Genomic DNA, 11,400 nt, shown 5'->3' with positions numbered 1-11,400 from the left:
TCCATGTCAACCGAGGCTGCGTGAATAGCCCAGGTAGACGCCAAGGTCGGTAGGCCAGCTGACGACACTGCGCCATGGGCGACGCGTCGGGATATGAGCTTGACGGTGCCACCAGGCTGCTACGTCGAGGGACTGGCGAGCGTGAGGAAGAAGAGGGCAATGCAGACCATGGCGCAGGTCCACCCGATGGCCCTAGAGGCATGACGATTCTTCGTTGCGGCAATGACGGACATGGACCGCGCCACCTCCCATGCTTCAGCGCTTCGGGTTGGGGCTGAGGGGCGCACCGTGACCGCAGGCCCGCTGTGGAGAAGAGGGTCGACGGCCTTCGCCGGGTGGTCCCCATGAGAATTGAACGCAAAGGGATTCCCCGGACTGGCATGTGCAATTCGCGGCCTCATGATCTGGGCGACCTCATAGCCGTTCACCACAAAGGTGATCAGGTAACCGATACCGATTATCAGGCCCACGGGGGTAGACAACGGTTGAGCACTGCTCCAAGTTTGGCTCGCCACTAGTGCGCCAAGCCCGAAATGGACCGCAAGCAACATGTTCGCCTTGGAGTCAATTTGCTGCGTAAGTGCCTGGAAGGAGCCCAAGGCTGCGAGCGCTGCTGACAGCTCCTCGGTTTCCGGCTGGTGCGACGGCGTCGGGTTCACTGTGGGACCGCTGTGGGATTGAGGAGGCCCGACCCGTTAACCCCTGACTCTAAAGACATCCCTCGGAGCTCAACGGCCAACTCTGGCCGTTCGTAGGATGTGAACACCTTCTCCAACTGGCCGAGGAGCTGGCGGTGATGACCTGGCTCCAGGTCCCCCAGAAATTTGTCGAGTACGCCTGCAATAAGCTGGATAGATGAAGGGCCGTCCGCCGTTGATCTCTCGACCAAGGTGGCCGCATGCTCAAACACTTCGCCCATGTCAACCATTTCGGACAGCAACTCAGAGCGGCCGTCAAGCCACCACAGACGTGCCAAGGCTGGATCGCGAAGTACCTGGTCGCGTAAGTGGTTCCACTCAGCGATACGTGCCATGAGATGTTCACCGGCCAATGTGCCAATGCGCCTCGCCGCGAGCGACTTCACGGACACCGCGCGGACTTCGGCATCGACACTAAGATGCACCGAAAGACTCGCCACTCCGGGGGGACGGATGCTCCGGGAAATTGCGGCGGTGAGGGCGTACTGCGCTTCCTCGACATAGGCAACGGGCCAGCGCTGAGTGACAATTTCGACGTCCGCCTTGACCTGGTCGAATAGGTCGGCCTGCCTGGCGGGACTTATGTCATAGCTAGGTCCGGCATGCAAATGTAGGACGAGACGGCCGCGGAAAGGGATCTCCTGCATGTCGCTCATTAGGAGCACCCGCTGCGTTACCTCAACCTGTGCGACGTAGCCGGAGCGTGCCTTCCGAAGCCAGGCCCGGTATCGCTTAGCCCACGTACTCGACACTAGCTATTCCTTCCTCGGCGTTCTGCGTTGATGGCCCCAAACCGTCCTTGTCATGTATGGCGCGCATCAAATCACTGTGCAGTCTCACCCGTGCCTCCGACACATGGTCGTCGCCCCGCCGAAACCAGGCTTCGACGGCGGGACCGATTAGCGCAAGGTCGATGCTGCTACGACAGGCTTTAGCGAAGACGCCGACTACAAGCTCTTCGGGCGCGCAGCCCTGCAGGACTGCGTCCAGCCATGTCGCGGCTGTCGCAGCGGCTTCGTCTCGCGTTACGGGCTGCCGTAGTGCCTGCCGCCAGCCGCGACCGAGTACCTGCACAAAGTCGTGCCCTGGCAGGCGTTCTAGCATGACGATCGCGCCGTCGGCGTTCCGAAGTTTGGCGAGGCGCAAGAACACGGTCGCGCCGGTGGCGGCACGGGTCGGTTGGTTGGCATCGCTCCATTCCACAAGCTCCTGCTCGAGCTGGAAGCCGATCTTGTCGCCCTCGGCGAGCTGACAGATAGTTCCGGCCAAGGCCTGCTGCACCGAAATTGTGTCGCGGTTCGCGAGGTGCCGGAGGCGGGTGAGGGCGACCTGCGGATACTGCTCTGCCAAGGAACTAGCGCACACGTCGGCGACAAGCAAGTGCAGCTCTTCTGCGGCACCGTGCTGCTTTGCCCACTCGTAAAGCCTCCGTCGTACCGGGCGGCCAATCTCTTCGGTGACTGCCGCGTCGGCCAGTAGCCGCGACGCCGCCACGCGGAGATCCTGCCGTGCCCAGGCTGCCGCAGTGTCAAGGACAAGCCCGGCTTCCTGTTGCCTAACGGCGAGTTCAACGAGGGTCCGGGCGCCACGATCCCGTTCGAGCTGCCCGAGTGTCTTCTGCAGATCGGTGAGCCAACGCTGAATGGTCGTGTGGAGTTGGGGGCGGTCGGTCCAGACCCGATCGAGAATGGACTTGGCATAGTCCGTACGACCAAAGGTGACCGCTCCATCGCGCACGACCGCGCTCACCTGGTCTAAGCGCGCGGCCAGACCTGGCCCGGCCAACCCTCGGCCAGCTGGGCGCTCTAGTCCCGCGGCGGAAAGCAGAGCGTCCGCAGCGATGAAGACGGTGCTGGGAGTGGTTCCTTCGAATGCCGCGGCAGCCAAGAGCGTTGCGCGGCGGTCCGCCGCGTCCCCCATCCCTTCGACGGTATCGTCCCATCGTTTCAACTCCTCCTCCCAGTTTCCGTAAGCGGCGATGACCTCCTCGACGTGGCGTAGTTCTCTATCGCCTCGCTGTGTCGTGACACTCCGAACGAGGTAGGCCAGACGTGCTGCATCAGCAGGGGTTGCTGTTGCAAGCAGTGCCTGTGTCCTTGGTTCGTCAAACCAATTCTGCGCTGCCTCACTACCAATGACTGAGGAGAGCGTGCGCCGGAAAACTTCACCGGCATCCGGTAGTCCTAAGACGACGGCCATGTTGCGGCGTGCGAGATCGACATCGTCAGCGACTCGCCGAGTGGCCAGGATGACGACCGGACGGTGAGCGCCTCCTAGTTCCTGCAGGTAGCGGTCCAATACGATGCGGGCGATGGACGGTGTGTCGGCGAGTGAAGACAGGTCTATGATGTACCCGTAGCCATCCTCGGCGGGAAGGTTGCGATCCGCGTCATCCACATCCGGCATCACCTCCTGAATTTTCACGCCCGCGTGGATTAGCAGGTTGACCGCGGCGATCCGCCGGCCACTGCAGGGAGCCCCTACCAAGCCGACGGCTCCGATCTCTTGCAGCTTCCTCAGAGCCTCCGACCACCCCGGTGGCGACACGAACGTTTGCTCACAACTCCGCAGAAGTGTGGGGTCGAGTGCAGCCGCGGCAACTCTTCGGCTGTAATGGTGGTGAGTTACCACGTCCCCCTGGACCTGCTGCGCGGTCACGAGGGAGGCCACGTCGCCGTAGACCGCGAGTCCCGGGTCAGTGCCGGAGCGCCCGTCCTGAATAGTCATTACAAGTCCCCCTCGCTCTCGCCCTGCTGTCGCTTACCGTTAGGCTGCCCAAACGGTGCGGTGTTGAAGGTAGTAGATAGTCCGCCGCTAATGAGTCCTGCCGTGACGCTTTGTCCTACATCACCATGCACTGTCGTCGTGGGTCCTGAAGTCGGCGATACGGGTTCATGGGATTGACCATCCCTCGTCACTTCCTGGTTGGTCGACTCCGGCTTTGTTCGGTCATGTGACGGTGCTGGCACGTAAAGCCAGGCTGGTTGAGCGAAATTCTTGACTTCAGCCGTGACTGGGGAGAACTGGTCAGGATGTAAAGCAGTGTATCCAGCTGTAACGACGTCCTCGAATACGCGCTGGGAAATAATTGCCGCGAGCATTGTAACGTCGGGATTGGTCGACGACAGAACGCGCCGTGTCGGCCTCGCATTGACTAGTCGGAATAGCTCGTTGGTTGGGGTTGATGCCCGCTCGAGCGAGGTCTCTGCTGCGTCGCCCGGCACCGGGCCTACGTGAATTGCTAGGCGCAAACGCAACCGCATGTCGCGGTGTGATGCGCGTAGACTGACATCCCGCTCAGTAAGGACCTCTTGCAGCGTGTCCAGCAAGGGGTGAATGAGGTACGGGAGCGATGCCGGCGGCGTGCCGAAAACATAGGTGTCGCCTACGGTTTGGGGGAAGCGACGATCATTCCAGACCTGGTTTAGCCCGCTGCGTTCCATGGCGTCCTGAAGGACATCTGAGAGCAGTCCTGTTAGAGCTGGTAGACGAGCGCTGGGGTTTCGGCTGAAGCCCTCTGCGTCCACCGCCAGCAGAGCATGGTAGGGGGGCAGGGCGGTGGTGCCCATTGCTGACAGATGCGTCATCGCGATCCTCGGTTCTCATTCCCATCGGGTGTACACGTGTGCTTCGCATCGACGATGACATAGGAGAGCGACGGATCTGTGCAGATCTGGACAGAGCGGGGGATCGACTCAGACGATCCGCGGCCACGGCTGCGAGTCGTCGGCCAAGGCGCGAAGCTGGGCAAGATCGTGAAGGACGAGGCGCTGTCGCCCTGTACTGATCAGCCCACGTCTGCGTAGCGCGCCAAGTTCGGCGGCGAAGGCCGAGCGGGAAAGGCCCACGGCTCTGGCCAGCTCTTCTTGGGAGAGGCCAACCTCAAGTGCGAGGCCTTCTCGATGACCGCGACCCGTGGTGGCGCCAAGTCGGAGGAGGATACGAATCACTCGTTGAGTAGCGGAGGGGTCGGTGAGGTCAGCCCGTATGTCCTCTCCCTCGCGGAGCCTTGACAGAACGTGCCTCAGCAGGACGTCCGACGCCTCGAACCTCTCGACCATGTCGCGGAACCGCTCGGCCGAGACCGTGTACGTGATTCCCGGGGTGACAGCAACGACTGTTGCTGAGCGCTGGCCCCCGTCCCACGCAGTGATCTCCCCGAGAGCCTCGCCTGGTCCGCGGACGGCCAGGAGAATATCCCGGCCGTCAGGCTCTACGCGGGTGATCTTTACGGCGCCGTGCGTGAGTAGCAAGACGTGGGTGCCCTCTTCGCCTTGCCGCATGAGCACGTTGCCGCGCGAGTGCTTTCGCACTCGCCCAGCACGAATCAGAGCGTCCCAGGCGTCGCCTGGAAGCGAGTCGAAGAGCCCTGGCACTCACTCCTCCTGGCTGCGCGTCCCTCGACTGTACTAAGCGAACCGGCGCTGAACAGAGGGTGACTGACGGCGCAGATGCCTGGGGCGGGCCAACATCCAGTGGCTGATCCTCGTCGGCACCTCGTTCGTCGTCTCGGCCTACCTCCAGGTGACCAAGGTGTGGCTAACGCTCGGCGACGAGCCGCAGCCCCGATCACTGGGCGAACTTCGATCTTGGTGACGCCCAGCGCTCTGGTGAAGAGTGCGAGTAAGTGGCGAGCACGTCCACGGATATTTGCGCAGGTCAGAGGCTAGTTCCCGAGGTAGTGGGACTGGCCTCTTGATCGTTTGTCCGCAGATTTTTCCGCAGGACTGGACGGCACGGGGAGGACTTTCGAGTCTCCAGTCGGACAGACTCGGGCCCTTGTGAATTGATCAACTGTTGTGCTGTGCCGGCTGTGGTTCGAGCGCTCGGGCTCGGTTCGGTGGTCACCGGTGAGCGCGGCGCGAGGGGGTGGGGACGCCGGGCCGCGGTCGTTCGAGGGTGCGGCGCAGGTGTCGATCATGTTGGTGATCGGGCTGGCCGCGGGCGCGGGCAGCTTCACGCATGTGCACGACGTCGCTGAGGCGCATGGTCAGGAAGGGTGGTTGGCGTGGGCGGACGCCGTCGTCCTGGAGTTGATGTCGATCGCGGCGGGTTTGGAGTTGCGGCGGCGCAAGCGTGCTGGGATGTCGGTGGCGTTCCCGGCCGGTGTCTTGGCGGTCGCCGTCGTGTTGTCGCTGGGTGCGCAGGTGGTGGACGCCGAGCGGTCGGTGCTCGGTTGGATCGCCGCGGCGATTCCGGCGCTGGGGTTCCTGGTCATGGTGAAGATCGCTCTGGCGCATACGGGCGTCGCGCATGGCCCGGCGCGCGCCCGGCAGGAGCTCGCGGCCGAGCAGCCACGGGAGCCGTCCGCGGAGGATCCGACGGTGATCGCGTTGCTGCCGGCCGCTCGCTCAGCGGCGGCACTGATGGACGAGCAGGGGCGTCGGCTTTCGCGGCACGCGTTGGCTGAGGCGCTGCGGGCGCAGGGCTATCCGGTGTCCAACGCGCGAGCGTCTTTCCTGCTGCGGACGCTGAAGGGCGAGCGGTGCAACGTGCTGCCGCTGCGGCGGGCACCCATGGGTGAGGGTGGTGAGGCGTCTGCTGGACCGGGCTAGACCGGTGTAGCTGGTCGGGTGGGGAGGCGCCCGACGGCTGCGAGTACCGGTACGGGTGCGGGTCCGCGGATCCCGGGGGCGCGCCAGCGGTCGGCTCGGATCAGTCCTGGGCGCACTAGTTCTGATCCCCGGAGGTAGGTCTGGATCTGCTGGTGGTCTCGCAGGCGCAGGGGCCGATCGTGGCGTGGTGGAGCTCGGCGGCGGCAAGGGTTCGGCGCCGCCAGGTGTCGGCGTCAACCCCGGTCTGGCCGCTGCCCGCGGGCCGCTGGACCAGAGCGGGGTCGGCGGTCAGGTGCGTCAGGGCGAGGTGGCTGCCGGATGCGCACGACCGCCGCACGAGGCATGTCAGGTCCGTGGCTTCCTGGTCGGTCAGGTATTCGAGCAGCCCGACCATCAGGACGCCGACCGGTCGCGTGAGGTCGACGTGCAGCCGGTTCGGCAGGGCGAGGACGTCGCCCAGTTCCCGCGTGTCCGCCTCGATGACGATGGTGCGTTCGTCGGTCGCCAGGCGTGCCCGGGCGTGCGCCACCACCATCGGGTCGTGGTCTACGTATGCCACTCGCGCCCGGGGGTTCCGGATCTGGGCGATCTGGTGGACGGTCGGGTCGTGCGGCAGGCCGCAGCCGAGGTCGAGGAATTGGTCGATGCCCGCTCCGGTCATGTAGATCACCGCTCGGCGGAGGAAGGATCGGCTGGCTCGGGCGCCGGTGGCGACCCACGGCGCGACGGCACGGATGGCGTCGGCAGCGGCGCGGTCGACGGCGAGGTTGTCCTTTCCGCCGAGCCAGTGGTCCTGCACACGTGCGGTCGTCGCGGGCTGTTCGATCCGGGCTTGGGTGGCCATCTCCTCAGACCGCCGCTCGCATGGTGTGGACGGCGTCGCCGGTCAGCGGCCACCAGCCGAGTCCGCGCAGCATCAGCCCGATCCGTTCGCCATCAAGGGCGAAGATGACCTCGTCGGTGGCCCATTCCCCTTGGGGCGCGGCCAGCCAGCGACGCAGCCGGGCGCGGTCGAGGACGGCGGCGCCGTGGCCGGCGTAGCGGACGTGCATCAGGTCGCCGCCGATGCTGAACTCCACGCGGACGACGCCCCCGGTGGACAGCGGCAGATCCAACGACACACCGCTGACCGTTCGCCTGCCGGCAACGCCCGAAGTCGCTCTGTGCGCCATGACGCTCCCCGTGGGTCCGTGCCCTCAGCGAGTCCAGCGACGGTGGCCGCCGGCCCGCTGCTTGCTGGCGGTCAGCGTGCCCCGTGGCCAAGGGAGAGCCTCGGACAGTTTGTCCGAGGTCGTCGTCGTGCCTGCTCGATACCGTGCTCGCCGGAGGCTTGTAGCCTCGATTCATCGCGGACCGGAGGTTGGGGGAGCGAGCGGGTGCGTACGTCAGGCGTCGGCGGCCGGGTGGGGTTCTGGCGCGAGCGTCGAGGCTTCACCCGGGGGCATTTCGCCGATCTGATGGGCCGCTCACCGAGTTGGGTCGACAAGATCGAAACAGGGGAGCGGCAGCTGGACCGGATCTCGGTCCTGGAGCAGGTCGCCGAAGCGCTGCACCTGCCCATTCACGTTCTGCTGGACGACGACTCGTTCCAGCGCGGAGCGCAGTGCGTGGACCCGGCGGAGATCGCCGCGATCAGGGCGGCGCTGCAGCGCTACGACGTGGCAGATGACGGGGCGCCGCAACCATCTGGCGAGACGGACACGCCGGTGACCTTGGCGCGGCTGCGCCGGCACGTCGACCACGCCTGGACTGCGTTCCAGGCGTCGGACTACGCCGCGCTCGGCCCGGTCCTGGCGCGGCTCCTGGACGAGGTCACCACCACCGCCGCGGCGCGTGCCGACGACCGGGACCTGGCCGCCGGCCTGCTGTCCGAGACGCACCAGATCATCGCGTCCACGACGCGCAAGCTCGGCTATGTCGACCTGGAATGGATCGCCGCCGAGCGGGGACTGAGGACGGCCGCTGCCAGTGGCGATCCGGTGGTGTTCGGTGGTGCCGCGTTCCGGGTGGTGAACGCGCTGCGGGACAACAGTGGACCCGCTGCGGCGGTGGCGACCGCTCGGGAGGCCGCGGACCGCCTTGCAGCTGGTCGCGCGGTCTCTGCCCCGGAGCAGTCGGTCTACGGCCATCTGCTGCTACAGGGCGCCATGGGCGCAGCCGAGGCGGACGACGCCGCGACCGCCCGCCACTTCCTCGGCGAGGCGCGCGCCGCGGCCGCATCGCTGGGCGTTGACCGCAACGACTACTACACGGCGTTCGGCCCTACGAACGTGGTCATTCACGAGGTCGCTGCCATGGTGGAGTTGCACGAGTGGACGACCGCGTTGCAGGTCGCCACCGGCCTGCACACGCCGCAGCTCACCCTCCTGCCGAAGGAACGACGAGCCAATCACCTGCTCGAAATCGCCCGTGCCTACAGCCTGGCGGGCAAGCGGGACAACGCCCTGTGGGCACTGCTCGAAGCCGACGAGATCGCCCCCAAGGAGATCCGCTGCCGCCCGGCGGCCCGCGATCTGATCGCTGACCTCATCCGCCGCTCCCGCACCCGGCCATCCCCAGATCTCGCACGCTTGGCGCAACACGCGGGTGTCACCGCGTGACCCCGACCGAACCCCCGGCCGATCCTGCGGCTGCGGTGCTGTACGTCATCTGCTGCGCCGCCCCACCGGCCCGCCACGTGGACCAACTCGTCACCGCCGCTCAGCAGGCAGGCTGGGACGTCGCTGTCATCGCCACACCGCAGGCCACCAGGTTCATGGACATCCCGCAGTTGGAGACGCTGACCGGGCACGTGGTGCGCAGCCAGTACAAGGAACCAGGCACCCCGGACGTCCTGCCGCCGCCGGACGCCATCATCGTCGCGCCCGCCACCTTCAACACCATCAACAAGTGGGCCGCCGGCATCAGCGACACCCTCGCTCTCGGCCTGATCACCGAAGCCATCGGCAAGAAACTCCCGCTCGTCGCCCTCCCCTTCGTCAACCGCGCCCAAGCAGCACACCCGGCGTTCGACCGCAGCGTGGGCGACCTGCGCGCCTGCGGCGTCACAGTCCTGCTCGGCGACGACGTCTACCAACTCCACGAACCCGGCACCGGCTCACAGCACCTCGCCGAATACCCCTGGCACCTCACGCTGAAAGCCGTGACCGGCCACGTCCCAGCCACCGGCTCCGGCCCACCCGGTTGGGAGGACGGTGCGAGTCGCGACGGGTAGGCCCCGTCGACGTCGCCGCCGCGACGAACCAGCCGGAGCTGACAGGCGAGGGGTTGATGACGCCCCTTCCGGATGGCCGCACACTGTCCGCGGCACGCCTGGCACGCTCGGCGGCACGCTTTGGCAGCGGTTTCGGTTCGTGCGTCCCTGCGTGCCGATTCTCGGCGGATCTGCGACGCCGAGCTCGGATTCTCTTGTCCAGCGAATGGCGGTCGCGCCGGACGGTGCCATCCTCCAGCACCAGGAGGTTGCTCGGCTTCAGGTCGCCGTGGAAGACCGAACCCTGCCCGTCCACGAACTCGTGCATGCCGGCGATCGCCTGGCAGGTGTCGTACAACAGGCGCTCGACGTTCACGCCGGGGACGCCCATGAGGTTCTCGAGGTTGCACTCCGCCAGTTCCATGACGACCGCGGTGGCGCCGTTGAGCCGCGGCGGGTGGTCGTCGCGGATGTCGACCAGCTCGTGGACCGTGATAGCCCAGGGAGTCTCTCCCTGCTCCCGGATCAGGCGGTCGCGCTCCATGCACAGATGGAGGCCTGTACGGCCGTGCTCGGTGAGTGACCGGGTGAACTTGATCGCGGCCCGGAGCGGACCGTCGTCCCGCCCGTCCTGTGGCCGCGAAAGGGTCTCCTCGGAACCGGCGCGGCAAGCGGCGTAGACGGTGCCGAACTGCCCCGCGGCGATGAGGTGCCGGACCGTCCACCGGCCAACGCGGTAGTCGACCGGGGACATGGAGCGTCGGTCGGTCGACGGCGTTCGCGGTCATCGGCCGCGCTCCGGAGCCCGCACCGTCGTCGTCCCGTCCAGATCGATGGACTCGGGCGGCGTGACACCGCCGGGCAACGGTTCGATCAGGCGCAGATCCTCCCACCGCACGATGCCGTAACGCATGGCATACCCGACGATCTTGTGCCGCTTCTGACCGTCGAACCGAACCCGTTGCTCGTTGTGCGGGTCCTTTCCGCATTTCACGGCCAGGTATTCGATCTGGGCGTTCACCACCGTCTGCGTCGCGTCGCGATAGGCCGGTACCCGGCGCAGGCGGGCTGTGAGCGCCTCGATCGCCGGGATCTCCTCGCTCCGATCGTCCCGCAGCCGCGCCTCGCAGAGGGCCACGAGCACAAGGAAGTGTTTCGACCTCCGGTGCCACGTGAACGACGTCGTGTCCCCGGACGTCGGGGACCCCGCCGTGTCCTCGAACCTCAAGTCCATCGCGAACACATCGAGCAGCGCCAGCTCCCCACCGTGGTGCGGCCACAGGATGCGGCTGATCTCGAACGGGACCGGCGCCCAGTGGCGCCGCGGTGGCACTCGGACGAAGGTGCCGCCCTCGTCCACCGAGGCGACCACGAGCATGCGGTCGGTATGGTTGCTCAACAGCCAGTGATCTTGCGCCACCGCGATCGTTCCCACACGCCGGGACACGTCGCGCCGGTCGCTGACGGCCACGTCCGGCCGGGAGCCGGCGGAGACACGGCCGAACCCGACGGTGTCCCCTGACGCCAGGAGGTGATCCGCTGGCAAGCCCGCAGGCGGGCAAACGACTTTCACCGCGACGGTCACGGCATCCCCGTTCCGTGCCCTGCCGATCGGCCATCCCCCGACCCGGGCCTACCCGGAGGCTAGCGGATAGGTAGCTCTGCGAATAGATACAGTTGCAGTGCGTAACGGCAACTGAGAGGTCTCACTCCGAGAGGAATCGCTCACTGTCGCGCGGCACGGGGTTGCAGGATGCGAACCGGGTCGTGGAGGCCTCGACGACCGCCGCGACCGGATCATCGACTCTCGTTCCGACAGGAGACTCTCATGCGCATTCGACGCCGCGCCGCGATGGCCGGAGCCCTGGCCGTGCTGTCCTCCGCCCTGGTGGGCGGGATGACGGCGGAGACGGCACACGCCGCCGCCTCCGACTGCCCCAGCGGCTACTTCTGC

12 protein-coding genes are annotated in these 11,400 nt (G+C 66.4%); 3 read left to right on the top strand and 9 right to left on the bottom strand.

What is annotated here, in order from left to right:
- Positions 1–119: 119 nt before the first annotated feature.
- The 4 genes from AC08OU_RS16815 to AC08OU_RS16800 all read right to left on the bottom strand — a co-directional run bounded on the left by AC08OU_RS16815 (position 120) and on the right by AC08OU_RS16800 (position 5,074).
- The gene (locus tag AC08OU_RS16815; RefSeq protein ID WP_476605274.1) at positions 120–659 is read right to left on the bottom strand and encodes a Pycsar system effector family protein; all 540 of its coding nucleotides are present in this window, start codon (positions 657–659) and stop codon (positions 120–122) included.
- Complete coding sequence (locus tag AC08OU_RS16810; protein WP_476605273.1) at positions 656–1,354, bottom strand: hypothetical protein; 699 nt, start codon at positions 1,352–1,354, stop codon at positions 656–658. The genes AC08OU_RS16815 and AC08OU_RS16810 overlap by 4 nt, the downstream gene beginning before the upstream one ends.
- Positions 1,355–1,430: 76 nt before the next feature.
- A complete protein-coding gene (locus tag AC08OU_RS16805; RefSeq protein ID WP_476605272.1) occupies positions 1,431–3,425 on the bottom strand; it encodes a hypothetical protein in 1,995 nt (664 codons plus the stop codon).
- Positions 3,426–4,393: 968 nt separating this feature from the next.
- Positions 4,394–5,074: a Crp/Fnr family transcriptional regulator gene (locus AC08OU_RS16800; RefSeq protein ID WP_476605271.1), complete on the bottom strand. Its 681-nt coding sequence runs from the start codon at positions 5,072–5,074 to the stop codon at positions 4,394–4,396.
- A gap of 474 nt (positions 5,075–5,548) precedes the next feature.
- Here AC08OU_RS16800 and AC08OU_RS16795 point away from each other — a divergent pair, with 474 nt between their 5' ends.
- On the top strand, positions 5,549–6,253 hold the full coding sequence (locus AC08OU_RS16795) for a DUF2637 domain-containing protein (protein ID WP_476605270.1): 705 nt from the start codon (positions 5,549–5,551) through the stop codon (positions 6,251–6,253).
- On the opposite strand, the gene AC08OU_RS16790 is transcribed toward AC08OU_RS16795, so the two are convergent.
- The 3 genes from AC08OU_RS16790 to AC08OU_RS16780 are packed head-to-tail and all read right to left on the bottom strand — an operon-like array spanning position 6,250 to position 7,374.
- A complete protein-coding gene (locus AC08OU_RS16790) occupies positions 6,250–6,399 on the bottom strand; it encodes a hypothetical protein (protein WP_476605275.1) in 150 nt (49 codons plus the stop codon). The genes AC08OU_RS16795 and AC08OU_RS16790 overlap by 4 nt on opposite strands.
- Positions 6,369–7,097, bottom strand: coding sequence for an SAM-dependent methyltransferase (locus AC08OU_RS16785; protein ID WP_476605269.1), 729 nt, complete (start codon positions 7,095–7,097; stop codon positions 6,369–6,371). The genes AC08OU_RS16790 and AC08OU_RS16785 overlap by 31 nt, the downstream gene beginning before the upstream one ends.
- 4 nt (positions 7,098–7,101) lie before the next feature.
- Positions 7,102–7,374 carry a hypothetical protein gene (locus AC08OU_RS16780; RefSeq protein ID WP_476605268.1) on the bottom strand — a complete coding sequence of 91 codons (273 nt, stop codon included), beginning with the start codon at positions 7,372–7,374 and terminating at the stop codon, positions 7,102–7,104.
- 255 nt (positions 7,375–7,629) lie between these two features.
- Between AC08OU_RS16780 and AC08OU_RS16775 the strand changes: the two genes are divergently transcribed.
- Together AC08OU_RS16775 and AC08OU_RS16770 are read left to right on the top strand one after the other, a co-directional pair.
- On the top strand, positions 7,630–8,853 hold the full coding sequence (locus AC08OU_RS16775; protein ID WP_476605267.1) for a helix-turn-helix domain-containing protein: 1,224 nt from the start codon (positions 7,630–7,632) through the stop codon (positions 8,851–8,853).
- A complete protein-coding gene (locus tag AC08OU_RS16770; protein ID WP_476605266.1) occupies positions 8,850–9,467 on the top strand; it encodes a flavoprotein in 618 nt (205 codons plus the stop codon). Before AC08OU_RS16775 ends, AC08OU_RS16770 begins: the two co-directional genes overlap by 4 nt.
- Here the strand turns inward: AC08OU_RS16770 and AC08OU_RS16765 are convergent.
- Positions 9,382–10,200 carry a protein kinase family protein gene (locus tag AC08OU_RS16765; RefSeq protein WP_476605265.1) on the bottom strand — a complete coding sequence of 273 codons (819 nt, stop codon included), beginning with the start codon at positions 10,198–10,200 and terminating at the stop codon, positions 9,382–9,384. The two genes, AC08OU_RS16770 and AC08OU_RS16765, sit on opposite strands and share 86 nt — an antisense overlap.
- Before the next feature lie 30 nt (positions 10,201–10,230).
- Positions 10,231–10,866 carry a hypothetical protein gene (locus AC08OU_RS16760; protein ID WP_476605264.1) on the bottom strand — a complete coding sequence of 212 codons (636 nt, stop codon included), beginning with the start codon at positions 10,864–10,866 and terminating at the stop codon, positions 10,231–10,233.
- Between the last annotated feature and the right edge of the window lie 534 nt (positions 10,867–11,400).

It is taken from the genome of Frankia sp. CcMO1 (assembly GCF_977945845.1).
The sequence above is the reverse complement of the archived record's forward strand: the minus strand, read 5'-3'. Positions and strand labels throughout refer to the sequence as shown.

Coding starts and splice junctions, on each gene's coding strand:
- AC08OU_RS16810 (WP_476605273.1), bottom strand. CDS start 1,354: ATGAGCGACATGCAGGAGATCCCTTTCCGCGGCCGTCTCGTCCTACAT.
- AC08OU_RS16805 (WP_476605272.1), bottom strand. CDS start 3,425: ATGACTATTCAGGACGGGCGCTCCGGCACTGACCCGGGACTCGCGGTC.
- AC08OU_RS16785 (WP_476605269.1), bottom strand. CDS start 7,097: ATGGCCACCCAAGCCCGGATCGAACAGCCCGCGACGACCGCACGTGTG.
- AC08OU_RS16765 (WP_476605265.1), bottom strand. CDS start 10,200: ATGTCCCCGGTCGACTACCGCGTTGGCCGGTGGACGGTCCGGCACCTC.